This is a genomic window from Ruegeria sp. O5 (genome assembly GCF_056535105.1).
This window is the reverse complement of sequence record NZ_JBQERN010000011.1, coordinates 50,523-76,182: the sequence shown is the minus strand read 5'-3', so window position 1 is coordinate 76,182 and position 25,660 is coordinate 50,523. Positions and strand designations below refer to the sequence as shown.

Below are 25,660 nucleotides of genomic sequence, written 5' to 3'. Positions count from 1 at the left end.
ATCAGCGGTCCTTCGGGTCCAAAGCGTCACGTAGACCATCGCCGATGAAGAACATCGTGATGATGATGGCGACATAGAATGTCAGCGGGAACATCAATTGCCACAACGTTCCATAGCCCATGGTTCCCGCCCCTTCTGCGATCAGCCTCCCCAGCGACGTGTAGGGTTCGGAAATCCCCAGGCCCAGAAAGGAGATGAAACTTTCGGTCAGGATCATCTCGGGCACCAGAAGCGAGGCATAGACGATCACAACACCCAGCAGATTGGGCAAAATATGACGATACATGATCGTAAATTCACTGACGCCCGCGGCGCGAGCAGCCTCGATGAATTCGCGGTTCTTCAGGGCAAGCGTCTGCCCGCGAACGATACGTGACATGGTCAGCCATCCAACCGCGCCCAGTGCGATGAAAAGCGTGAAGAAGGATCGCCCGGCAACAACCAGCAGAAGGATGATGATCAGAGTTGTCGGGATAGCCAGAAGGATGTCGACAAAACGCATCATGGCGCCATCCGTCCGACCCCCAAAGTAACCGGCAGTAATGCCATAACACGTACCAACGATCAGAGCGGTCGCCGCCCCGATCAACCCCACAAGCAGGGACGTCGTGGTAGCCTGAATGACGCGGCTGTACAGATCGCGCCCCAGATCATCGACACCGAAATAGTGACCCGTTTCCATCGACGGCATTCCCATGCCCCGGACATCGCCCATGACATTCCAGTCGATCTCTTCATTGCTCCAGACCGCAAAATACGGGCCAAGGATTGTGAACAACACGATAAGCAGCAAAATGAACACACTGGCCATTGCTGCTTTGTTTCGTACAAAGCGCATGCGCGCGTCCTGCCAGAGCGAACGCCCCTGAACGGCTGTATAATCGGTGATTTCTTCGGCCAGATGCGCGGCTTTTTGTGATTTTCCTAGCATATCCAGCCCCTCAATAGCGGATCTTCGGATCGAACCAGGCATAGGCCAGATCGGTCAGCAGGTTTACCAGAACGGTCAGAACGCCATAGAGGATCGTAACCCCAAGCAGCACAGCATAGTCGCGTGACAAGGCCGAGCCGACATAAGCCTGCCCCAGACCACCGGTCGAGAAGTAGATGTCAACAAAGACGGATCCGGTCAGCACATACACAAACACCGGCCCCAGATAAGATACGACCGGCAGCAATGTCGGCTTCATCGCATGGCGCCAGATCACGGTTCTAGTCGGCAGGCCCTTGGCACGGGCGGTTCTGATGAAGTTCGAATTCAGAACCTCCAGCATTGAAGACCGGGTGATCCGCGCAATCGACCCCATGTAAGATGTCGCAAGGGCAATAACCGGCATGATCAGATAGGGCCACTGACCACCATTCCACCCACCGCCGGGCAACCATCCCAGCCACAGGGTGAAGGTCAGGATCAGGATCGGACCCATGATGAAGTTGGGCAGCGCCTGCGCTGCAATCCCCAGCCCAACCGCAAAGTAGTCGATCCAGCTGTTGTGCCGGATTGCGGCGGCAATCCCCAGTCCGATGCCCACCACAGTAGCGACCAGAAAGGACAGCGACCCATAGGTCAGTGAGATCGGAAAGCCCTGCGCGATGATGTCGTTCACATCGCGGTCCTTGAACTTGAAGGACGGGCCAAAGTCGAAATGCACAACGATATTGTACAGATAATCCCAGAGTTGCTTCCACAACGGCTGGTCCAGACCGTACCGCGCCTCGATATTGGCCAGAACCTGCGGCGGCAATGTCCGTTCCGAGGTAAAGGGCCCACCGGGCGCATAGTGCATCAAAAAGAAACAGGCGACGATCAGCAGCAGAATCGTCGGTATGGCGGTCAGCACCCGCCGAATGACATAGGCAAGCATTCAATGCCCCCAATAGATGGCGCTGCCCCGAAGAAAACTTCGGGGCAGGTCATGGTCAGAAGATGATTACTCGGCGATTTTGTAGAGGTTCTTGGAGTACCAGTTTTGCTCTACGTTTTTGACCGGCCAGTTTCCGACATCGCTATCCATCATGTAGACACCAGCATAGTGATAGATCGGGATAACGGGGGTTTCCTGAGCGATAATACGCTCGACCTCGGTGTACAGCGGTGCCGGATCGTCCGAAGTTTTGGCTTCGGCCAGCAACTCGTCCACGCGGGCATTGTTATACTTGCCGTCGTTGTAGCCCGAATCCGACTGCAACAGATCAAGGAAAGTCGAGGCTTCGTTATAGTCGCCGCACCACGCGCCGCGGGCCAGATCAAAGTTCTGGTTGCCCCGCTCTTCCAGGAAGACTTTCCATTCCATGTTGGCCAGTTCAACATTGGCGCCCAGTTTTTGCTTCCACATCTGGCTCAGCGCGACGGCAACTTTCTTGTGCGCTTCCGATGTGTTGTAGACCATCGAGAAGGTCAGAGGGTTATCCGCGCCAAAGCCGGCCTCGGCCAGCAGTTCCTTGGCCAGCTCATCGCGCTCGGCCTGGCTCATCGATGCCATTTCAACGACCGGGACAGTAAAACCTGCGGTTGCTTCTGGCACGAATGTATACGCGGGCGGCTCGCCACCGGCCTTGATATTCTTGGTGATGATGTCCCGGTCAACGGCTAGCGACAGGGCCTGACGAACTTTGGGATCCTTGAATTCTTCAGGGCCGCTGTCCGACACGTTAAACGTGTAGTAGTAGTTGCACAGGCGCGGGAAGCTGATAGCCTCGCCCGGATGCTCTTCCTGCAGACGCGGGAATTGACCGGCGGGAACTTCGGTCCGGTCCAGTTCACCGGCCAGATAGCGGGTCAGGGCTACGTTTTCGTCATTGATGACCAGTGCCACAACCTTGTCGATGATGGTGTTGTCATTGTCCCAGTACATCTCGTTACGCTCACGGACTGAACGTTCCTGCGGCAGGTGCTCGGTCAGAACATACGCGCCATTCGACACGATGTTTCCGGGCTTGGTCCATTCATCGCCAAATTCCGCGATCACCTTCTGAGGTGCCGGGAAGGTCGTCGAATGCGTTGTCATCTGCGGGAAATACGGCAGCGGCGCGCTCAGCGTGACTTCCAGGGTCGTGTCATCGATGGCTTTGACACCCAGATCATCAACCGGCTTTTCGCCTGCGATGATCGCTGATGCGTTTTCGATCGACATCAGCTCCATGAACCACGCGTAAGGAGAGGACAGCGCCGGATCAACCGCGCGTTTCCATGCGAAAACGAAATCTCCGGCGGTTACCGGGTCGCCATTCGACCATTTAGCATTGTCGCGAAGTGTGAAGGTATAGACTTTCTTGCTGTCATCGACGGTGTAGCCTGTGGCGACGCCCGGAACCAGATTGCCATCCTCATCCTGGTTCATCAGCCCTTCAAACAGGTCACGTACAATTTCAGCACCGGAAACGTCTTCGACAACCTGCGGATCGACCGAGCTGTGCTCGTCCAGAATACGGTAGGTAAAGGTTTGATCGTCCGCCAGCGCTTCGCCGGTTTCAGGATGCGTGCCAGCGGCAAACGCGGCACCTGTGATCATGGTCGACGACAAAAGCCCCGCCACTGAGTTCCGAATGTATCTGTTCATGATTTCTCTCCCATATGTTCGTCGCCGCGCGGCCCCACTTGATCGGGGTCGCACGCAGCAGCCGGATTAGACCGACGCCCGCTGGGACTTCGTCCATTTCGATTTTGGTTTTGCCAATTCGCAAGGAACACTGCGTCGCAGCTTTCTTGGTTTCTGTCGGTAAAGAAGTTGCGAAAGTTGTCTTTCACTGCGTTGAACCGTGACATCTTTTGGCTCTGGGATAAAGCCTTGATGAAATTTTAGGCAACCACAAGCAGAAATATCTCCAACGACCTATCGCTGGCAATTTTCTGAGGATCAGCTCGGTCTTCGTGACATTTTCGTGAAGCCACGCGAAATCCGAACAATCCTTCGTGCCCGAATGGCGACTGCATTCTGGCCTCGGACAAACCAAAAAATACGCGAATCAGTGACGTCATTTCAGCAAGCCTGTGGTCCATTACATGTATCACACGGTTCAGAATACCACGGGTCAGATCACTGAGCTTTGTCAGGCTCTGTTGCACAGAGTTGAGCGCGCCGAGTAGTTCGGGTGATCGCATGGGCCTTTCCGTCGTCATGCAGCTTCGGCGATTGCAGTGGCATGACCGGCATGACCCCGAATATCCAGCACCTCTCCAAACGCATTGCAGAACATATCGAAGAACCTTCTAACGAAGACCACCGAGCTATTATCGCACAAGCGGGCCGCTTTGGCGGCTGGTCGTTTTATGTTGAAAATGGCGTTCCAGCCTATGCCTACAACTGGTTGGGGATCGAGATATTTACCGTTTCGGCGTCCGAACCTGTGACCGAAGGTACTCATGAAATCGTCCTCGATTTCGATTATGACGGTGGAAGCCCTGGCAAAGGTGGGACGGCACCCTCTTTGTTGACGAGATGCAGGTGGCACAGGGCAGGACCGACCAGACGCAGGCCATCATCTTTTCGGCGGACGATACAGCAGACGTTGGCTTCGACCTTTCCACACCGATGGCCAAAGCGAACGGCACCGAAGCAGCTTTGCGTTTTACCTGCAAGGTAATCTCGGTGACGGTGGCGGTTGAGTAAGATCGCTCTGAAAGAGGAGAGGCGTTCAGGCACCTGCCACAACGGGTGCCTAGAACCGTTGATGGAAACACGCTTATCATGACGATTGAAAGGCTTTCGGCACTGCTGAAGCTGGCGTCGGTAATTGCCTTTGTGGCTATTCCCGCTTTTGTTTTGGCATTTATTTTTCAGGTAGAGTCGGACCGGCATTGCCATCTACATCTTCAAGTCGCTCGCCTCCTCGCTAACGATTTGTAGGATCCTGTTTCTCTGGATCTTTCCCGACGGGCCCTTTGGAAGATCAATCAGAATGTGAACTTTGTCAGGAGACTTGAAACGGCCTAGCTGGGACTCACAGATCTTTGACAAAGCTTGCGGCGTCAATTCAGAACCTTCTCGAATTTTTACCGCTGCCTCGACGGTTTCACCGTAGCTTTTGCAAGGGCGGGCAAAGGCCGCAGCTTCAACAACGTCGGGGTGTGAATAAAGTGCCTCGTCAATCTCACGAGGGGCTATATTCTCCCCTCCCTTAATGATCAGTTCTTTCAATCGACCGGTCACATAAACATACCCGTCCTGATCCATGCGGGCGAGATCTCCGGTCAGCAACCAGCCATCCGAAGTAAATGTGCCCGCAGTAGCATCCGGGTCATTGAGGTACTCCAGCATCACATTCGGACCGCGTATGACCAACTCACCTTCTGTTCCGGTAGGTACAGGCCGAAATTCCGCGTCCAGAATTGCAACCTCATTTCCATATGCAATGCCGGGTGAACCAATCTTCCGAACGCCGGGGGGCAGCGGGTTTGACAGAATCTGAGCGGCAGTTTCCGTCAAGCCCATGGTTTCCACGATTGGGATTTCGAAACGATCCTCAAAGCCACGCTGCACGTCCGGCGCCAAGGCTGACGACGCAGAGCGCCCGAAACGCACGCGTTGCCGGGTTTGCGCATCCGGACTAGTCTCAGAGTGCAGCAGATGCGAGATAATGGTCGGAACGACCGAGAACCACGTTGCCTCGGCCTTTCCAAGATTGTCCCAGAATTTGCTGGAAGAAAATCGTTCGCACATGGCCAACGATCCGCCTGAGACCAGTGTTCCCATCACCGTCACGCAGAGCCCGTTAATATGATAGATCGGCAAGACGCAAAACCCGCGATCAGCCTCGGACAATTCATGGGCAATTTTGGTCGTCCAACCCCCTGCCAACAGGCTGGAATGTGTGTGGACCACCCCCTTGGGGCGACCGGTTGTTCCGGATGTATACATCAACAAAGCGTGGCTATGAGGCGAGAGGCTATGCAGGTTGCTGCCGGACTCAACGGCATCTGCCACCTTCAACTGTTTGATTCTCGCAGGATTGGCCGTTCGCCTGAACAGGTCCGTTTGATCGGAATGTACAAATCCATAGCACGCGCCGCTGTGTTCCAGCGCATAGGCAACGGCGCTGTCACCCGCGACAAGATTGATCATCGTGGCCCGAAATCCGCCATAGAGAACGCCAAAAAGGACCTCAAGCGCTTCCCGGCAATTGGGGTAGAGGATGGCGACGCTTTCTCCCTTCGCCACACCCCGTTCGGTCAACATGCTTGCGATGCGGCGAGCTGAGTCACGCAATTCACCCCAATTCAGGTCCCGCGCCCCGTCCGGGAAAACGAACCCGGTTCCCCCGCGGCTTGCCCGACGGTCAAGCCAGTCCCGGACGGTTCCCTTGGGTGGTTCGATCATTGCCCCGCCTCCGACCAATAGCCGCCAAATATCGCTTCCAATTCGGGCTCGCGCGGCGGCGTTTCACGGATGATCTTTGTCGTTTGTACGAAATGCCGCCAATGCAGATTGGTGTCGATGGAATTGCCTCCCCAACTGCCGCAGCCCATTGACAGCGAAAAGGGCATGCAGTTGGTGAAGCTGCCACCAGTGGCAAAGGTATGCGCCTGGTTTACAATGACCCGGCAGGTGGGCAGGTCACGACCCAACCCAACCGCGCGCGCGTCGTCGCTGGTATGGATTCCGACAGAATGCCCCGCGCCCTGGTGTTCCAGAATACGAGCCGCGATTACCTTGGCTTCTTCAAAATTTGCCGCTCGATAAAGCGCCAGAACCCGGCTGAGCTTTTCCCCCGACAAAGGATGATCCGGGCCAATTCCGTCAGTTTCCACGGCTAGGAACTTGGTCCCTTCGGGGACCTTATCCGCCATATCCAGTGCTTCAAGCATCTTGCCAGCGTCCTGCGCGATTACAGATCGGTTGAGATGCCCATCGGGCCACAGCCGTGCGATGATGTTTCCAGCCTCGGAAGATGGTACCAAGGCACCGCCTTCAACGGCGATCGCGGCGACAAAGGCGTCATAGACCGCATCTACAACAACCAGCGCATTTTCAGACGAGCAGGACGTCGCGTTGTCGAAGCATTTCGATGCCGTGATCCTGAAAGCAGCTGCGGCCAGATCTGCGGTTTCGTCCACAATCACCGTCACATTGCCCGCACCAACCGCCACTGCTGGCGTTCCACAGGATTGTGCGCGTTGGACGTTGTTCTGACTGCCGGTACAGATCACGCGATCTACGGCTTCCATCAACCTTTGTGTCTTGGCCTTGGATCCGGGCGCAGGGATCATCTGGACCAGATCGCGATCGAGGCCGAGCTTGTCAAACTCTGAATGGATAAAAGCGATCAGCATCTCGCAGGAAGCGACTCCTTTGGGGGATGGTGCCACCACGATGGAGTTGCCTCCTTTGAGCGCATTGATGATATTGTTCGCCGGCGTCGCAGCGGGGTTGGTCGATGGAACCACAGCACCGATTACACCGATTGGGCGTGCAATCTCGGTCATGCCGGTTGCTGGATTGTCGCTAATGATGCCGTGGGTTTTCACGTCAGCGATATCGCGCAACAAGCCCAGAGTCTTGCGGTGGTTCTTTGTAATCTTGTCCGGAACATTACCCAGACCGGTGGTCGCAACAGCGATTTCGGCCAGTGCCCGATTGCGTGTTGGCTCCATGATTGCCCATCCCGCCGCCAGCGCCGCCTTGTCGTACAGCGCCTGACTGCCGCTTTCTTCAAAGGTCGCTTGGGCCTTGCGCGCATGCGCTACTATGCGATCAACTTCGTCGATCTGGGGGGAAACCCCTTCCTGAGCGTTCATCTCGGTCCTCGATTGTTTGATCGGGGCGGACCCACTCCGCCCCGTAGGGAGTTGACTGGTTCAGAGCCCAGCCAACAATTCGTTCAGTGTTTGCTGACGTTTCTCCCACATCTTGATCACTTCATCGCGTGTCATGATGTGCATGGGCGATCCGCCAGCTTCCATCTTTTTCACCACACGATCGTTGGCGAACATCTCGGGAACCGTTTCCGCAAGTTTCTCGATCACCTCGGGCGGCGTTCCCTTGGGCACCATCACGCCCCGGAAATTGACCGACGAGTTGTCGACATCAAGCCCCTGTTCCATCATAGTCGGCACGTCGGGCAGGAACGCGTTTCGCTCAAGATCTGCGACACCCAGGATTTTGACGTTGCCCGCCTCTTTTGCGCGGAACGCATCCGACAGGTTGTTTATACCACCCATGACTTCGCCAGCAATTACCGCTTTCATGGCCGCTGCGCCGCCACCTTTGGTCGGGATATAGGCCATCGTTGTTCCTGCAGCCTTGTCGATTTGAAGAGCCGCAATGTGGTGACCAACAAAAAGCCCAGCCCCGGACACGGTAAGCTTGCCGGGGTTTTCCTTGGCATATGCGACAACACCTTCCATCGAGTTGAACGGGCTGTCCGCACCAACCACGAAGACAGCCGGGTCAGCACCCCAGTTGGCGATGGGCTCAAAGCTGTCGACCGAATACTCGACCCCACCCTTGATCGATTGGGCGATGAAATGTGGAACATTGTAGGCAGCAAGCGTGTAGCCATCGGCGTCGGCCTGGGTTGCGAACCAGTTCCAACCCACACGCCCTCCGGCGCCGGGTTTGTTTATGATGGCGATTGGCATTCCCAGCGCGTCTTCATTCCCGGATGTCATGGTGACAATCCGCGCCTGAAAGTCGGTTGCGCCACCAGCGCCGTAACTGACCATCATCATGATTGGGCGTTCGGGATACTCCTCGGCAACCGCCGCGCCCGTCAGGCTCGTGAGGGCCAGTGCTGCCCCTGTAATCAACCGTTTCATTTGCGTTTCCTCCCTATTTTGGTTCACCCGCATCCCTTGCGGTCAGAACAGAAATTCCCTTGGTGTGTAGACTTGCAGAAGCATGGCAAAGAGCCCGTACATCACCGCCACAAAGATCGCTGTGATGACACCGCGCTTGACCCAGGTTTTGGCTTCGGAATGTGGGTCTGGATCGTAAATCGACAGCAGAATGAAAAACGCGATTGCCGTTGCTGTGTAGAACCCCAGCGATTTGGACGCCCAGAAGACATAGATAAGGGTGACGAACAGGCCCGGCAGCATGTTGATGAACATCATGCGGGTCACGCCGTTGCCTACCTTGGACAATCCCATCAGCGCTTTGCCGAAGGTCCACCCTGCCAAAACCACAAAGACCGAAGCGATAAGACGCGGAAACAGAAATGCCTCGACCGGTTGTTGAGTAAAGCTGACCCAGGTTACCCAAAGTCCTACGGCAAAAACCAAACCCGACCCGATTATGTGTTGTGTGCGGTTCATGCCTGTGCCTCCTCTTTGGTGGTATAGCGCCGGTGGCGAAGTTCCATCCAAACCGAGTAGGCAATTGAAGCCAGTACAACGGCGATCAGCAGAAGATTCAATCCGCCCGTCAGGAAGTAAGAGGCCTTGCCGACGGTCGCGTCCGCGATCATTCCGCCCTGAATGAAGTTGGCTTCGGCAATCGGACCAAGGATCAATCCCAGTACCAACGGAGCAGCCGAGAATCCAAATCGTTCCAGAAAGAACATCCCAATGCCAAGGCACGCCATGACATAGACATCCCCCATCGAACTCTGAACCGAGTAGGCGCCGAAGACCGAAAGGGCCAAAACAACGGCCGCCATGACCGATTGCGGCACCTGCGCGACACGCGCGGCCAGACCAGCAATGTATAGGCCGAAGACGCACATCAGGACCTGGCCGATCAGCATGGAGTTTATGAACGTCCACGCAACGTCCGGGTGGTTGTCGAACAGATCCGAGCCCGGAAAAATTCCGTGAATCAGCAGCCCGCCCAGCAAAACGGCTGCGGTTGGGCTACCCGGGATCGACAAGGTCAACAACGGTACCAGAGATGGGCCCACCATCGCATTGTTGGCGGACTCCGCGGCAATTACGCCCTCGGAATGACCCGTGCCGAACTTGTCCTTCTCGGCTGAAAACTTCTTACTCTGATCATAGGCAACCAGCCCGGCAATTTGCCCGCCAACGCCTGGGATCAGGCCAATGATGGAACCTGTCAGTGTGCCGATGCTAAGTGCTCGGGTGCGGCTGAACAGTTCTCGCAATGCGGCCATGATCGAATGGCGCTGTACTTCGATGACTTCAGCACCCGTGTCGTGGCGTCCCTTTGCAAACATCGTCAGCACCTGAGGGATCGCGAACAGACCGATCAGCGCCGCGATAATGTTGATGCCGCCGCCCAGTGCAGGGTGAAAGATAAAGCGTTGCGCGCCCATAATGTCGTCGAAACCGACTGTCGCCAGCCACAATCCGATACAACCCGATAGCAAACCTTTGACCACGGATGCAGAATCCAGCGTGCCGATCACAGTCACCCCTAAAATGGCCAGCCAGAACAGGTGTGAGGGGCCAAACGCCAGCGCCCATTTGGCCAAAACCGGTGTCAGAAAGATTAATAGGAGCACACCGAAGATGCCGCCAACCGCCGAGGCCAGAAACGACAGTTGCAGCGCCCGCGCCCCTTGTCCCTGCTTGGCCATGGTGTGGCCGTCCAGAGTGGTGGCAATATTGGCTGGAGCGCCTGGGATTTTCAGTAGAATTGCACTCACCGCGCCACCAGCAACGGTCGAGGTATAGGCGGCTCCCAGCAAGATCAGCCCCTGTGCGGCCTCAAGCTGGAAGGTGAACGGAATCAAAAGGGCAACCGCCATCGTTGGTGACAAGCCTGGTGTCGCGCCCAGGATCAGCCCTCCGATCGTGCCGCCCAAAAGCAGCAAGAAGGACATCGGTGTGAACACATCCCCGAAGTAGTAAATGAATTCCATCCAGTGCCTCCCAACCCGTTTGTCTGCACTTTTGGTTTGTTGACAAATCAGGTTAGGGGATGAAAATAGTATTGCAAATGTTTTCATAAAATCGACCGAACAGGACGAAATTATGTCTAATTTTCAGCATGGTAAAGTCGATATCGTGGCAGTCGCAAAGGCCGCGAAGGTTTCACCGTCTACGGTTTCTCGTACCTTCAATCACCCTGATCTGGTCAGCCCTGCGACTCGCAAAAAGATCAACAGGGCAGTGCAGCGGCTCGGGTATATCCGCAATCGTGCCGCTCAAACAATGCATGGCAAACGGTCAGGAACGATTGGCCTGGTCGTACCAACTATCAACCATGCCATCTTCGCCGAGGTCATTCAGGCTTTTTCCGACTCTATCGACAAGGCAGGATTCAGCCTTCTACTGGCGTCGCACGGGTATGATCTAGATCGGGAATACGCGATGGTCCGCAAGTTTCTTGAACATCGTGTGGACGGCGTGGCATTGGTTGGCTTGGAGCATTCCGATGCCACCAATCGGTTGATCACGCAGCAGAAAATACCTGCACTTGCGATTTGGAACTACTCAAAGGATTCGGAACTTCCTTGTGTCGGGGCCGACAACCAGTTGGCCGGCCGTCTCGCAACAGAGCACCTGCTGGCCCTAGGGCATCGTGACATTGGGCTGATCTTTCCAAAGACCAGTGGTAATGACCGCGCGCAACATCGACTTTCCGCCGTGCACGAAGCGCTACAAAATATGGGTGTCTCCGTTCCGGGCGAGCACGAATCTGAAGCTCCTTACAGCGTTTCGCAGGCCAAGCAGGCTGCGCTGAACCTTTTGGCGGAAACATCTCGACTTACGGCTTTGTTATGTGGAAATGACGTCATAGCGCAGGGCGCTTTGTTTGCGGCCCAGAAACTGGGGTTAAACGTTCCCGGCGATCTTTCAATTATGGGCATCGGAGATTTCAAGGGATCGGCTGATGTTGAGCCGGGGCTCACCACCATTCGAATCCCCGCCGAAGCCATCGGTAAACTCGCAGGTGACAAGTTCACCGATTACATTACGTCAGATGAGTCGGAACATTTTAAAATTTGCTGCGAGCTGGATTGTGTTGTTAGAGGAACAACAGGTCCAGTGTCAGTATAATAGTCGGCATTGCCAACTTGTTTGCACATTCAGAACGGATGTGTCGCAAACTATGAGGCCCGGTTGACGAACATGCGCGATTTGACGTTTTCCCCATCGAATAGTTCGTTAACAGATTTCAACATGATCTCATTAAAAGGCTGCCATCTCCTCAAAGATGCAGTTTTGTAAGCTGGGTACATCTATCAGTTCTGACACTAGTCCGACCCTGCGATAACAACTTCGATTTCATTTTTGTCGAGCATGGCCAGGATGTTGGCAGGAGGAACGCGGTCCGTATACAAAACATCAATTCCGGCCATGTTATGGAGAGATATCGGAGCCCGCTTGTTGAATTTTCCGCTGTCGGCTACGACGATGCGCACCTGCGCATTTTCAGCTGCAGCACGCGCGATATTGGCCTCTTCAAGATCATGAAGCATGAAGCCCAAATCGCCATTCACGGCTCCAACCGAGAACACTGCCAGCTGTACGTTGAAACGCTTCACAAGATCCAATGCCTCTGCACCGAAAGCGCCCCCATCATGGGCGCGCAGTTCTCCACCCGCCAGAAACACCCGGTTGTTGTTGTGCTTTGACAACGTGTAAGCGACGAAAACCGAATTTGTAACTACAAACAGGTCTTTGTGTTTCCGTAGCGCAAGCGCGACGTAGGCGGTCGTCGAACCGATATCCAGAAATAGGGAATCCCCGTCGCTAATTGTATTTGCGACTGCCCGGGCTATTGCTTCTTTCGCATGTGCTTGCGTTCCCAAGCGGTTTTCAAAGGGTGGCTCTATGGCGTCTTCGCTAAGATGTACGCCGCCATGAACCTTCCGCACGATCTTGCGCTCTTCCAGCGCCTTGACGTTGCGCCGGATCGTTTCATTGGAAACATTCAGTTTTTGAGCCAGGAGGCTGACCCTGCACGATCCGCCCGCATGTTGCAGCTCGCGAAGGATTTCTTCTTCGCGCTGATTTGTGGTTTTTCGTGGCTTTAACATGCGACCTCCTGAAAGGGGGATACGGCAGTCATCCCAATAAAACAATATTACGCCCAATACGGTGCCGTTCGGGGCTTTTTGTGTGAATTATAACGAATAGTCGTGGCGAAGTGTGGTTTTTATTGACGTAGTTGTCAGATTGGCGCAGCATGGAAGTGTAATAAACGAAAAACACTCAAAAAGCCACATTCAGGGAGCACAACATGATCAGGAAATTCAATGCACTACACGCAATGGCATTAGTCGCTGGCGTAACTGCTTCGGCTTCTTGGGCCGCCGAATCGACGGACCCAATCAAACTGACGTTGCATGATTGGTCAGGGCAGCTGATCAACACCAAGATAATGGGATCAATCCTGCAAGAGGCCGGATACAACGTTGAATATGTACAGGCAGACTATATCGCTCAGTTTGCGGGCCTGAAGACAGGTGATCTACATCTGGCAATGGAAATCTGGGAAACCACCGGGCGTGAAGCGCTGGACGAAGCCACCGCCTCTGGCAATGTGGTGAACGTTGGTGAAACCGGTCTGATGGCGATCGAAGAATGGTGGTACCCGACTTACATGAAAGACCGCTGCCCCGGCTTGCCAAACTGGGAAGCTCTGAAAGACTGCGCAGGGGAATTTGCCACGGCTGAAACCTCGCCAAATGGGCGCTATGTCGGCGGACCCGTGACCTGGGGCGGTTTCGACGAAGAACGCGTCGAAGCGTTAGAGTTAGAGTTTGAAGTTGTCCACGCAGGCACGGATGCTGCGCTTTTTGCAGAGCTGGAATCCGCATATCAGCGCGAAGATCCGATCATGCTGTGGGTCTATGTTCCGCACTGGGCCCCGGCCAAATATGACGGTGAATTCGTGGAGTTTCCGCCATACTCGGCCGAGTGCTACAGCGACCCGTCCGTCGGTGTGAACCCGGCCTTGGCCTATGATTGCGGAAAACCGCGCGGTCCGATCTGGAAGGCTGCTTGGTCTGGCCTGCAAGAAAAGTGGCCGGGCGCGTATGACATCATCGAAGCCTATAACATCAATAACGACGAGATGAGCGCCATGGTCGGCAAAGCCGATCTGGACGGTGTGGATATTGATGCAGTTGTCGCGGATTGGATGGAGACGAACAAGGACCGTTGGTCTGGCTGGATCTCTAAATAATCTGCTTGGCCGAAGCGGTTACCCCGCTCTCCTCTACCGCTTCGGTCTTTTTCCGTCTTAGTCCCGGACACCACTGATGACTCCCACAACAAAACTGTCCTGCCGAAACGTTTGGAAGCTTTACGGTCCAAACGCCGAGACCCTTCTGGCGCAAAATCCAAACCCATCGGCAGATGACATTCGAAATGCGGGTGTGATCGGAGCGGTACGCAACGCCAATATTGAAATCGTTGAAGGTGAAATCTTCATCATCATGGGCCTGTCCGGTTCAGGCAAATCAACCCTGGTTCGTTGTCTGTCCAGGTTGATCGAACCTACAAGCGGTGAGGTTCTGTTCGACGACGCCGACCTGCTGCGCGCCAGCGAGAAAGAAATGATTGAAATCCGCCGGCACAAGATGGGCATGGTGTTTCAGCATTTTGCCCTGCTGCCGCACCTGACCGTATTGCAGAATGTGATGTTCCCCCTGACTATTCAGGCTACGCCCAAACACGAAGCCGACGCAAAGGCGAGAGACGTGGTGGAACTGGTCGGCCTGAAGGGGCGCGAGGACTACTATCCACGAGAGCTCTCGGGTGGTCAGCAACAGCGTGTGGGCATTGCTCGATCGTTGGTGACAGAGCCCGATCTTTGGTTTCTGGACGAGCCTTTTTCGGCCCTCGATCCGCTGATCCGGCGCGAAATGCAGGACGAATTTCTGCGACTCCAGGAACGGTTGCATAAGACTATTGTCTTTATCACGCACGACTTTGAAGAAGCCGTTCGCTTGGCCGACCGCATCGCCATTATGAAGGATGGTGAAGTCATCCAGATCGCCACCCCGGAAGAACTGGTGATGAATCCAGCGACAGAATATGTGGCTGAATTCACGCGCCATATTCCGCGCTCCAAGGTTTTGACGGTTGGTGGTGTAATGACCGTCGGCGCTGCAGGTGAAGGTGAGCCCATTGTGCAATCGACCCGCGTCTCGACCGTGGCGGAACGGATCATCGCCGCAGATGCGCCAATTCCCGTGACAGACAGCAATGGGCTGGTTATTGGCGCCATTGATCGCAAGGCTGTGGCCCATGTGCTATTCGGTGAAGGGGACGCGGTATGAGCCGCCTGTCCCGCAGTCAGCTCATCATTCTGCTGTTTGTCGGACTCACGATCCTGCTGGGGTATTTCGGCAGCAACCTGGGAAAAGCGCTCGATGCGCGCTGGATCACCAAATTCCCGTCGGCTTGGGTCGTCCCGTTCAAAACTTATATCTCATCTGCAATGTCCTGGCTGATCGAGGATGCTGCAATCGGCCCAGTTTCGTTCACCGACGTTACCCGCGCTGCTGCTTGGTTGATAGAACAGCCCTATGACCTTGTCTTGTCCCTGCTGGCCGAGGGTTTTGTCACCGGGCAAGGCAACGATGCGCAAGTCATCCTACCTGCGATCAGCTGGATTGTGGTTATCACCGCCGTAATAGCTTTGGGACAGTATTGCCGGGACTGGGGGTTGGCGGCGTTGGTCGGCGGCTGCTTTACCTATCTGGCCGTTTTTGGCCAGTGGGACAGCGCGATGGTAACGCTTGCCTCGGTCCTGATTGCGGTGCCGATTGGCGCGGGCGGCGGGCTGTTGTTGGGGATATTGGCCTATCGCCACCTGACTTTCGATCGCATCATCTCGCCCATTCTGGACCTGATGCAGACAATTCCGATCTTTGCCTATCTGGTACCAATTCTGTTCATGTTCGGCTTTGGACCGATTTCGGCGCTTGTTGCAACTATCATCTATGCGACACCACCCATGGTGCGGATCACCACGCTTGCCTTGAGAGCCGTCGACCCCGAGATTTTGGACTTCGGGCGCATGGCAGGCACGACGCAAAAACAGTTGATGTGGCGCGTTTTGGTTCCTTCCGCCAGCCACAGTCTGATGGTAGGCGTCAATCAGGTGATCATGCTGACGCTGAACATGGTCATCATTGCCTCGATGATCGGGGCCGGAGGATTAGGGTTTGACGTCCTTGCCGCGCTGCGCCGACTGGACATCGGCGCTGGGTTCGAGGCAGGTATTGCCATTGTGGTTCTGGCCATTGCCGTCGATCGCCTAAGTCAGGCTTTTGCCGAGCGTATGGGGCAGGTACATCACGAGCTCCCCGGCTCGTGGATCACCCGCCATCGCCGGACAGTTCTGGTAATGATCCTGCTGATTTTGACCTGGGTTCTGGGACAGTTCTCACCCCTGTTGCTGGAATATCCTGAAAGCCAGACGATCACCACTGGCGGGTTCTGGGATGACACGGTCAAATACCTGAACATCAATTATTTTGACACGTTTGAGGCGATCAAGATCTTCTTCCTGACGTGGTTCATGATCCCGATCAAAACGGTTTTACTGGGAATCCCATGGCCTTGGGCCATTGCCATGCTGACCTTGCTGGGTTGGCACGCAGGGGGCTGGCGGCTGGCGTTGCTGTGCGGAGGACTGGCGTCGCTGATCCTCGTGTCAGGACTGTGGGCCAAGGCAATGGTGACAGTTTATCTCTGCGGTGCCTCTGTGTTTCTTGCTACCCTGATCGGTGTTCCGCTGGGCGTTGTGGCTGCTCTGAACAAACGCGCCGGGACGGTGATCAACCTGTTGATTGATACGTTGCAGACTTTGCCCAGCTTTGTTTATCTGATCCCGGTTGTGATGCTGTTTCGCGTCGGCGATTTCACTGCGCTGATTGCCATAGTCCTTTACGCGCTGGCCCCGGCCGTACGTTATGCGGCCCATGGCGTGCGCTCGGTCAGTGAGGAATTGATCGAGGCCGGATTGGTCTCTGGGTGCACACGCACGCAACTTCTGCGCCATATTCGCTTGCCCATGGCCCTGCCCGAAATCCTTTTGGGTATTAACCAGACCATCATGCTGGCGCTGTCCATGCTGGTTATCACCGCCCTCGTTGGCACCCGCGATCTGGGGCAGGAAGTCTACATTGCCCTGACAAAGGCTGACACTGGTCGAGGTCTGGTGGCAGGGCTGTCCATCGCATTCATTGCCATCATCGCTGATAGGCTGATCAACGCAAGCGCTCGTCAGGCACGCATCCGCTTTGGAATGGAGAGTTGATATGACCCAATCCGACCTGATGACCCGCATTCGCAAGCTACCGATCTGGCAGGGCGAGATCAAAGCCACCCCGTTGACGGGTGGGATTACAAATGTGAACTACAAGGTCACTGACAGCAGTGGATCCTATGTGGTGCGTGTCGGTGACGACATCCCTTTGCACCAGGTGATGCGCTTCAACGAACTGGCTGCCAGTAAGGCCGCCCATGCTGCAGGTCTGTCACCCGCTGTAGTGTTTTCGTCCAACGAATTAACAGTGCTGGAATTCGTCGAAAGCCGCACTCTGATCGAAGAAGACGTACGCGACCCCAGTATGCTGCCTCGAGTGCTGGAGCTCGTGAAAGCCTGCCACCTTGAGGTGCCCAAGCACCTGCGCGGCCCGTCGCTGGTGTTCTGGGTCTTTCATGTCATCCGCGACTATGCCGCCACCCTCACCGATCATGGAAGTTCGCATAAAGGCCTGATCCCTGAACTTGTGCAAATTGGAAATGATCTGGAAGCCGAGGCCGGGCCGTACGAAATCGTGTTTGGCCATAACGACCTGCTTTGCGGCAACTTTCTGGACGATGGCACCCGCCTGTGGCTGATCGATTTCGACTACGCGGGCTTCAACTCGCCATTGTTTGATTTGGGTGGGCTGGCCTCGAACAACTCTCTTTCCAATGAACAAGAGGACTGGGTTCTGGAAACCTACTTTCAGGCACCCGTCACCAACCAATTGCGTCATCGCTATACGGCGATGAAATGCGCCTCGCTGCTTCGTGAAACCATGTGGAGCATGGTGTCCGAGATCACCTCGGATATCGACTTCGACTATGCAGCCTACACAAGTGAAAATCTCGCGCGGTTTCGCACGGCCCTGACCGATTACAAAAACACCTGAGGACAGATATGACCGACCTTCCAAATACAGCCAAAGCCGTCATCATCGGCGGCGGCATCATCGGCTGCTCGACCGCCTATCACCTTGCCAAGCTCGGTTGGACCGACACGGTGCTGCTGGAGCGCAAAAAGCTGACTTCGGGCACCACATTCCATGCTGCGGGTCTGGTGGGGCAGCTGCGTTCGAACGCCAATATCACTCAGCTGCTGGGATATTCAGTCGATCTGTACAACAAGATTGAAGAAGAAACCGGTCTGGGAACGGGTTGGAAAATGAATGGCGGTTTGCGTCTCGCCTGCAACGAGGAACGCTGGACCGAGGTCAAACGGCAGGCCACCACAGCCCATTCCTTTGGTCTGGACATGCAGCTGCTAACCCCGAAGGAAGCGCAGGATCTTTGGCCGCTGATGGATATCGGTGACGTCATCGGCGCGGCGTTCCTGCCCACCGATGGGCAAGCAAACCCCTCGGACATTACCCAGGCGCTGGCCAAGGGAGCGCGCATGGCAGGCGCGAAGATATTCGAGGATACCAAGGCCACCGATCTTGAAATCGAGAACGGCAAGATCCGCGCCGTAATCACTGAACATGGCCGTATCGAATGTGAAAAGGTGATCGTGTGTGCCGGTCAGTGGACGCGCGACTTTGCCGCCAAGTTCGGTGTGAATGTGCCGCTGGTGCCAATGGAACATCAGTACATGGTCACAGAACCATTTGGTGTACCCGGTGATCTGCCTACCCTGCGGGATCCCGATCGGCTGACCTATTACAAGGAAGAAGTTGGTGGGCTCGTCATGGGCGGTTATGAGCCGAACCCAATCCCATGGGCGGTGAATGGCATACCTAAAGATTTCCACTACACCTTGCTCGACAGTAACTTCGACCATTTCGAACAGATCATAGAGCTGTCGCTGGGCCGGGTGCCAGCGTTGGAGACCGCAGGGATCAAGACCCTAACCAATGGTCCCGAAAGCTTCACTCCGGATGGCAACTTCATTGTAGGTGAAGCACCAGAGCTGAAGAATTTCTTTGTTGGTGCTGGTTTCAACGCCTTTGGCATTGCTTCTGGCGGTGGCGCCGGAATGGTGCTGGCAGAATGGGCCGCCAAGGGCGAGCCGCCCTTTGACCTGTGGTCCGCCGACATTCGCCGTTTTGGCCGCCCGCATTTCGACACCGATTGGGTTCGCACCCGAACAGTCGAAGCATATGGCAAACACTACACTATGGCCTGGCCTCATGAAGAACACGAGTCCGGCCGCCCCTGCCGCAAGTCACCGCTGTACGATACGCTTATGGATCAGGGCGCTTGCTTTGGAGAAAAACTGGGTTGGGAGCGTCCAAACTGGTTTGCCGACGCATCGCTGGGTGAAACGCCCAAGGACGAATACAGCTTTGGTCGCCAGAACTGGTTCGCTGCCGTTGGTCGTGAACACAAAGCGGCCCGAGAAGCGGCAGTGCTGTTCGATCAAACATCATTTGCCAAATTCGCGCTGAAAGGCCCGGACGCCTTGGCGGCGATGAACTGGATTTGTGCCAATGATGTGGACAAACCGGTGGGAGCGCTGGTCTATACCCAGATGCTCAATGACAAGGGCGGAATTGAATGCGACCTGACCGTGGGCCGTGTAGCGCATGATGAATTCTACATTGTCACTGGTACGGGCTATGCCACCCACGATTTTGACTGGATCAGCCGAAATATTCCGGACGGGCTGAACTGCCAGCTGTTCGATATCACCTCCTCGAACGCAGTGTTGTCGCTGATGGGGCCAAAAGCACGAGATATTCTGGCGGCAGTTACCCGTGATGATGTCTCGAATGACGGGTTCAGGTTTGGCACGATCCGGACAATCGGCATCGCGGGTTGCCCGGTCAAAGCGCTGCGGGTGACATACGTGGGCGAGCTTGGCTGGGAACTGCACTTGCCTGTCGAATACGCGCAAACAGTCTATTCTGCGCTGATGGAAGCAGGGCAACCGCAAGGGCTGGTTAATGCGGGCTACCGCGCAATTGAATCTCTTCGGTTAGAAAAGGGTTACCGCGCCTGGGGGTCTGATATCGGGCCTGATCACACGCCGTTTGAAAGCGGTCTGGGATGGGCTGTGAAACTGCGCAAAAACATAAACTTCAAGGGTCGCGCGGCAAGCGAGAAGCAAAAGGCCGAGGGCGTCAAAAAGATGCTGGCCTGCTTCACCGTCGACCCCGATGTGGTGCTGTTGGGCCGCGAAACAATATACCGGGATGGAGAACGGGTGGGTTGGCTAACGTCGGGAGGCTATGGCTATACAACCGGCAAATCCATCGGTTACGGCTATGTCCGAAATCAGGGCGGCGTCGAAGCAGATTTTGTTACGTCCGGCACGTATGAGTTGGAGGTTGCGACCCAACGTGTCTCCTGCGACGTGACACTTCAACCGCTTTACGATCCCAAAATGGACCGTATCAAATCGTAACATAAACTCCTGTTACCTTGATGAGGTTGGGGCAAATGTGTCCCAACCTCAATACCTCGGGAAACGTGGTTATTTTCCAGGTAAACCGAGAGGTGTCTCGGCAGGATTTACCGCCCAGATCACCAGGTTTCTGGCAGATTTGGAGTGCACAAGCACTTTGTTTCCAGTTCGCGCCGCGCAAAAGTCAAATACCCCGCCAGACTACATGCTCTGGAGAGGCACAAGTCAGATGTTCAACTGCATGGATGACTTTGTTCGGTCCATTGCAACGAATGTTCTGAACTTTCGGATGTTCTTGTTCGAAAAGAACAACCGTTGGGTAAGCTTTTCATATTCGGACATATCTCGAACGATAACGATCAGAACAAAATCCACTTCACCAGTAACATAGTAGCATTGCTGAACCTCAGGGGCAGCATAGAAGCTTTTCTTGATTTCATCGATTTTTCCGCCAGTCTCGGTTTTTAGTTCGACTTCGACGAAAATGGTCAGCGGCAATCCCACGGCTGCCGGATCAATATGCGCTGATTGCGCGGCAATGACCCCTTCCGCCTCCATGCGTTTGATCCTCCGCTGCACGCTGGGCGCGGACAGATTCACGCTTTCACCGATTTGACGGTGCGGCACCGTATTGTCCTGCTGCAACACCCTAAGAATCGCGAGATCGAAGCTATCCAGACTTCCTGATGAATATTTTTGTTTCACGGCGACCTCATGCAAGTTTGCTTCAAAATTACCAGCAACTCAGAGCGAAAACATCACTGACATTGAATTATATTTGCACCAACAATGGAAGGACCACAAAATGCTCGCAAACTTTGAGACAGTCGGAATTGAAAGCCATACAGCCAAGCCAGGCTTTGGCCATGCCGCCACAGCCACCTTACCCCGCGAGGGATTTGACCTCGCACAGAGGGAAATTCAAAGCTGGAGTGGGTACGAAAGAGCGCCTATGCCGTCTCTTCAAGGTCTAGCCGAAGCACTCGATTTGGGCGCAGTCTATTACAAGCATGAAGGGTTAAGATTTGGCTTGGGCAGTTTCAAAGCACTTGGCGGCGCTTATGCGGTTCTGCGAGTATTACAGCGCGAATTAACCAAAAAGACAGGCCGTGAAGTCACTGCCGATGAGATCCGAAACGGCACCCATACTGCCGGAATTGCAGACATAACCGTCATTTCGGCGACAGATGGCAATCACGGTCGTTCAGTGGCTTGGGGTGCCCAGCGCTTCGGCGCGCCATGCCGAATTTACATTCACAAAGAAGTAAGCGCATTCCGCGCCGACGCAATGCGCCAGCTAGGGGCCGAAGTGATCAGGGTTGATGGAGATTACGACGCTTCCGTCGCACAGACCCGGACCGATGCAGCGGCACACGGTTGGTTGATTGTTTCAGATACTTCCTGGCCCGGTTACACTCAGGCACCTCTTGATGTCATGGCTGGTTACGGGGTCATGGCGCGCGAGATCGTGCAGGATTTGGCTTTGCCACCCACTCATGTCTTCCTTCAAGGCGGCGTTGGAGGCTTAGCGGCTGCCGTCACCGCGGTATTCCTCCAGGAATGGGAGCGGAATGCGCCGCGCGTCATCGTGGTCGAACCTGAATTGGCCCCCTGCCTTTTTGCAAGCGCCCAGGCAAATCGGCCTACAGCCGTCGAAGTAGGCGAAGAAACCATAATGGCTGGTCTATCCTGCGGCGCGCCGTCCGAATTGGCATGGAACGTTTTGGAAGAGGCCGCCAGCGGTTTCATGAAAATCCCTGACCAGCTTGTGGCACCGGCCGTCCGCCTATTGGCAAACGGCGCTTTCGGAGATGAGCCAATCGAAGCCGGAGAAAGCGCCGTGGCCGGTCTGATTGGCTTGATCTGCGCGTCGATGCGCACCGACTTGCGAAAACAATTTCAAATTACGCCGCGATCCCGAGTGATGTTGATCGGGTCAGAGGGCGTCACAGATCCGCATGTTTTCGACCGGATCATGAATGATAGCAACTGACTTGCGGAAATGACCCGGCGTGGTATTCCCCCTTGGTGGAAGCCGCGCCCGGCTTCCACCTTCCGGCCACGCCGCAGGAGTTTACCGCTGTCCGGCCTGCAAGATACGCCTTTGTTCTTGGCCAATCATGCAGGTTCACTTCCTTTCGACAGTGAACCGCGTTCCCCAAGGGTCTGTCAGCTCTTGCGGTTGCAATACAGTCCCATCCGTCAACAGCACGATCTCATCCAAGCCGCTGCTGTCAGTTGGACGAGCTTTTGCACCATTGCTGTTCCAGACGTTGCCTGCAAAGTGATGGTGGTACCCACCCGAACTGTAGAACCCTGCTGAACCTTCGTGCAGCATGCGATCCTGCGCTAGATGTCGTGTCATGAATTCGTCGACCGCATTGATATCCCCGACCTGTAGGTGGACATGTCCGACCACCATATTTTCCGGAGCCCCGGACCAGTCTTGACGGGCCGCACCTGCAATGGCCTCCAGGTCCAGATGATGCGAGCCCATGCGGATATACTCTCCATCCATCTGCCATGTTTCAACAGGCCGGTCGGCGTAGATTTCGATCCCATTGCCTTCTGGATCGTTTAGATACAGCGCCTCGCTAACGTCGTGATCCGCCGCCCCGGTCAAAGGGATGCGGTTTTGTGCAGCATAGATCAGCCAGCGTCCCAGGTAATCGTGGTCCGGCATCAGAAAAGCTGTATGGAAAAGACCCGCCGCATGCGGATAGCGCCGCGCAGCACGGTCTTGGCGCAACTCGAGCAGAACGTTGTTTCCTGCGCCCAGTTTCAGGGTTTCGCCATCCCGCGCCAATTCCTCAAGGCCAAGCACTTGTTGGTAAAAGGTCCCAACAGTGTCCAGATTGTTCACAATCAGTGCCACACGGCCGATTGACACGGGGGCTTCGCTGCTTCTCATGCCATAGGCTCCTTTTCTGAGTTTCGAAACCCCCTTCCCATCAACCGCGCTGGCGTAGGCCCGCGTTGCCAGCATATCAGCGATCATCGCTGTACCGGCGGCGGCAGTCAAACCTCCGGCCATCCTGTTTAGAAATCCTCGCCTGTGCACATTGCCGGGTTTGATGGTCATGGGGTTTCTCCTGATCCTCAATACTCGAACACGCCGTTGGTGTTTGCAGATTCTCCGGTCTGCGCTTCTTCGATGTCCCAATGCTCTACGATGAAACCATTGTCATCAAAGCGGAAGATATCGAAAAATCCGATGCCCAGATCGCCCTCAATGTCGAGGTTGGTCTGCTTCGAATGAACCAGCACCATGTCGCCCATCGCAATAGTCTTGGCAATTTCTGTTTTTAGGCGCACGTTATCAGCAGCTAGTCCGGTCAAGTATTCTGCCAGAGCATCGCGCCCATCCGGCACGCTCGGGTTGTGCTGTATATAGTTCTCGGAGGAGAAATACGCTTCGACCGCTGATAGATCACTTGGGTTTTCAAAGCTTTTCAGAACGGCGATAGCACGTTCACGGTTCTGCTCGATATTCTGATCGGAATAAACATCTGCGTTTGGTCCCTGAAACATAGTGTTTTCATTCGCCGCGCTTTCGGGGACCTGCTGGTAGTGGTCCCAGTGTTCGACCAGTTTTCCGTCCTCGGCGCGCCAGACATCAACATAGACGTACTGGTCCCCGTTACTGCCGGTCCAGACAGAATGGATTGCAACATAGGAACCCTCGGCAAGCACACGGTAGAGATCCACCTGCACATCAGGATCGGCAGTCAGTTCACTGGCAACGGCCTTGATCAACTCAACCGGCCCGTCGCCATATGCGGTGGCATGCTGAACATAGGTATCGCCGATGTACTTCCCGAAATTGTTGAGGTTCCGGTAAACCAAAACATCCCGATAGAACCCTTCGGCCAGTTTGATCGAGGCCTGGGTTTGTGCGTCAATGCTTAGCTTATCAGCATGGAGCGGAGTGGAAAGCGCCATAACCACAGCGGTTGCAGCAAAGAGGACGGATCTTCTAAACGGCATGGGTTTACCTTTTCGGTTGCATGTGGCGACCAGATAGAGATTTTCATTGATGAAAATAACAGAAAGAATAACCATACAACTCATGAAGAAAAACGATAACAAGGAACTCGGCGTCCGTTTGATACGCATGTTTGCCGCGGTATATGACACAGGTTCGATCACGGCGGCGGCCAGACGTCTGGAGGTCACACAATCCACTGTCAGCCATGGATTGAACCGGCTACGCGGAATTGTGAAAGATGAGCTGTTTGTCCCTATGGGGCGCGGTATCTCTCCTACGCCGCGCGCAGCCCAGTTGTTTGCACAAGCGCAACATATTCTGGAGGCAGTGGACGCATTTACAGAACCCGCGCAATACGAGCCTCGTGATGACAGCGGCCAGTTTGTGATCGCCGCCAATGATTATGAGACCGAAATCGTGCTGAAACCCTTATTTCACGCGTTGCGACACCGCGCACCGAAGGTACAACTGCGCATTTGGCGCGCGCAGTCGCAACAAGACTGGGCCGAACTACTACGCAACGGGCAGGTCGATCTGGTGCTGGCGCCCGAGCTTACCGGAACCGAAGCCGACTTGATGCAGAAACTGATCCTGACCGACAATGATCTTTGCTATTTCGACCCTGACCACGTGACTGCTCCTGATACAATCGCGGCTTATTGCGCGTTGCCCCACGCGGTCATGATGCCCGGGCAACACGAACTTACCGCTATCGATTTGGCGCTCAGCCACCTGGAAAGGCATCGCCGCATCTCAGTGACGCTGCCCGGTTTCTCGGCAATCGCCTCTCTTATTCGCGGGACCAATACTATTGCGACTATGCCTGCGCGGTTAAAGGACAATATCTTTGCCGGCTTTGCTCATTGCAGCCCACCCGTCGACCTGCCACCCGATAGAATTGCGCAGATCTGGCACATGCGCCAGGCAGCGTCACCTCGCCACCAATGGCTCCGCGCGCTCATCTCGGAGATAGCGACCGCCCGATGAAGGGCAAAGGAACTTTGATTGCCATCTCTGAGATGGCGCGCAAAAGACGTGGTCCGCCGCATGCGGACCCTCCTTCCGACAACCGGAACCGATATCCTAACTGCGAAAGCGGAACGTTCACTGGAAACTTCCTGGCTGATCAACCGCCAGAAATTCATATAGCCCCTTGACGTGCCGATGTGCACCGCGCTGGCGACCTGCCCATGTCTTCCAACAAACATGCTGA

General features: G+C 55.1%; 23 protein-coding genes. 9 read left to right on the top strand and 14 right to left on the bottom strand.

Going from position 1 to position 25,660, the window contains the following annotated elements:
• Window position 1: 1 nt before the first annotated feature.
• The 5 genes from ACR0M3_RS14210 to ACR0M3_RS14190 form a co-directional block, all read right to left on the bottom strand.
• Window positions 2-931 carry an ABC transporter permease subunit gene (locus ACR0M3_RS14210; RefSeq protein WP_480478073.1) on the bottom strand — a complete coding sequence of 310 codons (930 nt, stop codon included), beginning with the start codon at window positions 929-931 and terminating at the stop codon, window positions 2-4.
• 10 nt (window positions 932-941) lie between these two features.
• A complete protein-coding gene (gene oppB, locus ACR0M3_RS14205) occupies window positions 942-1,865 on the bottom strand; it encodes an oligopeptide ABC transporter permease OppB (RefSeq protein ID WP_209507493.1) in 924 nt (307 codons plus the stop codon).
• Between the two features lie 66 nt (window positions 1,866-1,931).
• Entirely contained in the window at window positions 1,932-3,560 is a 1,629-nt protein-coding gene (locus tag ACR0M3_RS14200; RefSeq protein WP_480623655.1) for a peptide ABC transporter substrate-binding protein, read from the bottom strand.
• A 239-nt stretch (window positions 3,561-3,799) separates the two neighbouring features.
• Window positions 3,800-4,102 carry a hypothetical protein gene (locus tag ACR0M3_RS14195; RefSeq protein ID WP_480773818.1) on the bottom strand — a complete coding sequence of 101 codons (303 nt, stop codon included), beginning with the start codon at window positions 4,100-4,102 and terminating at the stop codon, window positions 3,800-3,802.
• Between the two features lie 14 nt (window positions 4,103-4,116).
• The gene (locus tag ACR0M3_RS14190) at window positions 4,117-4,365 is read right to left on the bottom strand and encodes a hypothetical protein (RefSeq protein WP_480773819.1); all 249 of its coding nucleotides are present in this window, start codon (window positions 4,363-4,365) and stop codon (window positions 4,117-4,119) included.
• A gap of 80 nt (window positions 4,366-4,445) precedes the next feature.
• Here ACR0M3_RS14190 and ACR0M3_RS14185 point away from each other — a divergent pair, with 80 nt between their 5' ends.
• Complete coding sequence (locus ACR0M3_RS14185; protein WP_480539211.1) at window positions 4,446-4,610, top strand: hypothetical protein; 165 nt, start codon at window positions 4,446-4,448, stop codon at window positions 4,608-4,610.
• A gap of 195 nt (window positions 4,611-4,805) precedes the next feature.
• Here the strand turns inward: ACR0M3_RS14185 and ACR0M3_RS14180 are convergent, their stop codons facing one another.
• From ACR0M3_RS14180 to ACR0M3_RS14160, 5 genes are read right to left on the bottom strand one after another with little or no spacing between them, the layout of a single operon-like run.
• Window positions 4,806-6,317, bottom strand: a complete 1,512-nt coding sequence (locus ACR0M3_RS14180) for a class I adenylate-forming enzyme family protein (RefSeq protein ID WP_480773821.1) — start codon at window positions 6,315-6,317, stop codon at window positions 4,806-4,808.
• Window positions 6,314-7,735 carry an acylating sulfoacetaldehyde dehydrogenase gene (gene sauS / locus ACR0M3_RS14175; RefSeq protein ID WP_480899706.1) on the bottom strand — a complete coding sequence of 474 codons (1,422 nt, stop codon included), beginning with the start codon at window positions 7,733-7,735 and terminating at the stop codon, window positions 6,314-6,316. Before sauS ends, ACR0M3_RS14180 begins: the two co-directional genes overlap by 4 nt.
• 60 nt (window positions 7,736-7,795) lie before the next feature.
• On the bottom strand, window positions 7,796-8,755 hold the full coding sequence (locus ACR0M3_RS14170) for a Bug family tripartite tricarboxylate transporter substrate binding protein (RefSeq protein ID WP_480488016.1): 960 nt from the start codon (window positions 8,753-8,755) through the stop codon (window positions 7,796-7,798).
• Window positions 8,756-8,797: 42 nt separating this feature from the next.
• Window positions 8,798-9,253: a tripartite tricarboxylate transporter TctB family protein gene (locus ACR0M3_RS14165; RefSeq protein ID WP_480483463.1), complete on the bottom strand. Its 456-nt coding sequence runs from the start codon at window positions 9,251-9,253 to the stop codon at window positions 8,798-8,800.
• A complete protein-coding gene (locus ACR0M3_RS14160; protein WP_480488014.1) occupies window positions 9,250-10,761 on the bottom strand; it encodes a tripartite tricarboxylate transporter permease in 1,512 nt (503 codons plus the stop codon). Before ACR0M3_RS14160 ends, ACR0M3_RS14165 begins: the two co-directional genes overlap by 4 nt.
• Before the next feature lie 112 nt (window positions 10,762-10,873).
• On the opposite strand from ACR0M3_RS14160, the gene ACR0M3_RS14155 reads away from it, so the two are divergent.
• Window positions 10,874-11,902 (top strand): LacI family DNA-binding transcriptional regulator, encoded by a 1,029-nt coding sequence (locus ACR0M3_RS14155; RefSeq protein ID WP_480773823.1) that lies wholly within the window; start codon window positions 10,874-10,876, stop codon window positions 11,900-11,902.
• A 197-nt stretch (window positions 11,903-12,099) separates the two neighbouring features.
• On the opposite strand, the gene ACR0M3_RS14150 is transcribed toward ACR0M3_RS14155, so the two are convergent.
• Window positions 12,100-12,885: a DeoR/GlpR family DNA-binding transcription regulator gene (locus ACR0M3_RS14150; protein ID WP_480483469.1), complete on the bottom strand. Its 786-nt coding sequence runs from the start codon at window positions 12,883-12,885 to the stop codon at window positions 12,100-12,102.
• Between the two features lie 203 nt (window positions 12,886-13,088).
• Here ACR0M3_RS14150 and ACR0M3_RS14145 point away from each other — a divergent pair, with 203 nt between their 5' ends.
• From ACR0M3_RS14145 to ACR0M3_RS14125, 5 genes are all read left to right on the top strand, one after another.
• The gene (locus tag ACR0M3_RS14145; RefSeq protein WP_480488010.1) at window positions 13,089-14,036 is read left to right on the top strand and encodes an ABC transporter substrate-binding protein; all 948 of its coding nucleotides are present in this window, start codon (window positions 13,089-13,091) and stop codon (window positions 14,034-14,036) included.
• A gap of 76 nt (window positions 14,037-14,112) precedes the next feature.
• A complete protein-coding gene (locus ACR0M3_RS14140) occupies window positions 14,113-15,135 on the top strand; it encodes a quaternary amine ABC transporter ATP-binding protein (protein WP_480546022.1) in 1,023 nt (340 codons plus the stop codon).
• Window positions 15,132-17,123: an ABC transporter permease gene (locus tag ACR0M3_RS14135; RefSeq protein ID WP_480871248.1), complete on the top strand. Its 1,992-nt coding sequence runs from the start codon at window positions 15,132-15,134 to the stop codon at window positions 17,121-17,123. Before ACR0M3_RS14140 ends, ACR0M3_RS14135 begins: the two co-directional genes overlap by 4 nt.
• Before the next feature lies 1 nt (window position 17,124).
• Complete coding sequence (locus tag ACR0M3_RS14130) at window positions 17,125-18,006, top strand: phosphotransferase (RefSeq protein WP_480483477.1); 882 nt, start codon at window positions 17,125-17,127, stop codon at window positions 18,004-18,006.
• Between the two features lie 8 nt (window positions 18,007-18,014).
• The gene (locus tag ACR0M3_RS14125) at window positions 18,015-20,459 is read left to right on the top strand and encodes a GcvT family protein (protein WP_480911388.1); all 2,445 of its coding nucleotides are present in this window, start codon (window positions 18,015-18,017) and stop codon (window positions 20,457-20,459) included.
• Between the two features lie 225 nt (window positions 20,460-20,684).
• Here the strand turns inward: ACR0M3_RS14125 and ACR0M3_RS14120 are convergent, their stop codons facing one another.
• The gene (locus tag ACR0M3_RS14120) at window positions 20,685-21,086 is read right to left on the bottom strand and encodes an Lrp/AsnC family transcriptional regulator (protein ID WP_480911386.1); all 402 of its coding nucleotides are present in this window, start codon (window positions 21,084-21,086) and stop codon (window positions 20,685-20,687) included.
• A 4-nt stretch (window positions 21,087-21,090) separates the two neighbouring features.
• Between ACR0M3_RS14120 and ACR0M3_RS14115 the strand changes: the two genes are divergently transcribed.
• Window positions 21,091-22,452, top strand: coding sequence for a diaminopropionate ammonia-lyase (locus ACR0M3_RS14115; RefSeq protein ID WP_480911384.1), 1,362 nt, complete (start codon window positions 21,091-21,093; stop codon window positions 22,450-22,452).
• 135 nt (window positions 22,453-22,587) lie between these two features.
• Here the strand turns inward: ACR0M3_RS14115 and ACR0M3_RS14110 are convergent, their stop codons facing one another.
• Entirely contained in the window at window positions 22,588-23,541 is a 954-nt protein-coding gene (locus ACR0M3_RS14110) for a VOC family protein (protein WP_480487999.1), read from the bottom strand.
• Window positions 23,542-23,558: 17 nt separating this feature from the next.
• Window positions 23,559-24,521: a nuclear transport factor 2 family protein gene (locus ACR0M3_RS14105; protein ID WP_480911383.1), complete on the bottom strand. Its 963-nt coding sequence runs from the start codon at window positions 24,519-24,521 to the stop codon at window positions 23,559-23,561.
• A 7-nt stretch (window positions 24,522-24,528) separates the two neighbouring features.
• On the opposite strand from ACR0M3_RS14105, the gene ACR0M3_RS14100 reads away from it, so the two are divergent.
• Window positions 24,529-25,434: a LysR family transcriptional regulator gene (locus ACR0M3_RS14100; protein ID WP_480483489.1), complete on the top strand. Its 906-nt coding sequence runs from the start codon at window positions 24,529-24,531 to the stop codon at window positions 25,432-25,434.
• Window positions 25,435-25,660 lie beyond the last annotated feature (226 nt).

Coding starts and splice junctions, on each gene's coding strand:
- ACR0M3_RS14165 (WP_480483463.1), bottom strand. CDS start 9,253: ATGAACCGCACACAACACATAATCGGGTCGGGTTTGGTTTTTGCCGTA.
- ACR0M3_RS14125 (WP_480911388.1), top strand. CDS start 18,015: ATGACCGACCTTCCAAATACAGCCAAAGCCGTCATCATCGGCGGCGGC.
- ACR0M3_RS14140 (WP_480546022.1), top strand. CDS start 14,113: ATGACTCCCACAACAAAACTGTCCTGCCGAAACGTTTGGAAGCTTTAC.
- ACR0M3_RS14150 (WP_480483469.1), bottom strand. CDS start 12,885: ATGTTAAAGCCACGAAAAACCACAAATCAGCGCGAAGAAGAAATCCTT.
- ACR0M3_RS14155 (WP_480773823.1), top strand. CDS start 10,874: ATGTCTAATTTTCAGCATGGTAAAGTCGATATCGTGGCAGTCGCAAAG.
- ACR0M3_RS14190 (WP_480773819.1), bottom strand. CDS start 4,365: ATGAGTACCTTCGGTCACAGGTTCGGACGCCGAAACGGTAAATATCTC.
- ACR0M3_RS14200 (WP_480623655.1), bottom strand. CDS start 3,560: ATGAACAGATACATTCGGAACTCAGTGGCGGGGCTTTTGTCGTCGACC.
- ACR0M3_RS14100 (WP_480483489.1), top strand. CDS start 24,529: ATGAAGAAAAACGATAACAAGGAACTCGGCGTCCGTTTGATACGCATG.
- ACR0M3_RS14145 (WP_480488010.1), top strand. CDS start 13,089: ATGATCAGGAAATTCAATGCACTACACGCAATGGCATTAGTCGCTGGC.
- ACR0M3_RS14130 (WP_480483477.1), top strand. CDS start 17,125: ATGACCCAATCCGACCTGATGACCCGCATTCGCAAGCTACCGATCTGG.
- ACR0M3_RS14135 (WP_480871248.1), top strand. CDS start 15,132: ATGAGCCGCCTGTCCCGCAGTCAGCTCATCATTCTGCTGTTTGTCGGA.
- ACR0M3_RS14170 (WP_480488016.1), bottom strand. CDS start 8,755: ATGAAACGGTTGATTACAGGGGCAGCACTGGCCCTCACGAGCCTGACG.
- ACR0M3_RS14180 (WP_480773821.1), bottom strand. CDS start 6,317: ATGATCGAACCACCCAAGGGAACCGTCCGGGACTGGCTTGACCGTCGG.
- sauS (WP_480899706.1), bottom strand. CDS start 7,735: ATGAACGCTCAGGAAGGGGTTTCCCCCCAGATCGACGAAGTTGATCGC.
- ACR0M3_RS14210 (WP_480478073.1), bottom strand. CDS start 931: ATGCTAGGAAAATCACAAAAAGCCGCGCATCTGGCCGAAGAAATCACC.
- ACR0M3_RS14160 (WP_480488014.1), bottom strand. CDS start 10,761: ATGGAATTCATTTACTACTTCGGGGATGTGTTCACACCGATGTCCTTC.
- oppB (WP_209507493.1), bottom strand. CDS start 1,865: ATGCTTGCCTATGTCATTCGGCGGGTGCTGACCGCCATACCGACGATT.
- ACR0M3_RS14195 (WP_480773818.1), bottom strand. CDS start 4,102: ATGCGATCACCCGAACTACTCGGCGCGCTCAACTCTGTGCAACAGAGC.
- ACR0M3_RS14110 (WP_480487999.1), bottom strand. CDS start 23,541: ATGACCATCAAACCCGGCAATGTGCACAGGCGAGGATTTCTAAACAGG.
- ACR0M3_RS14105 (WP_480911383.1), bottom strand. CDS start 24,521: ATGGTTATTCTTTCTGTTATTTTCATCAATGAAAATCTCTATCTGGTC.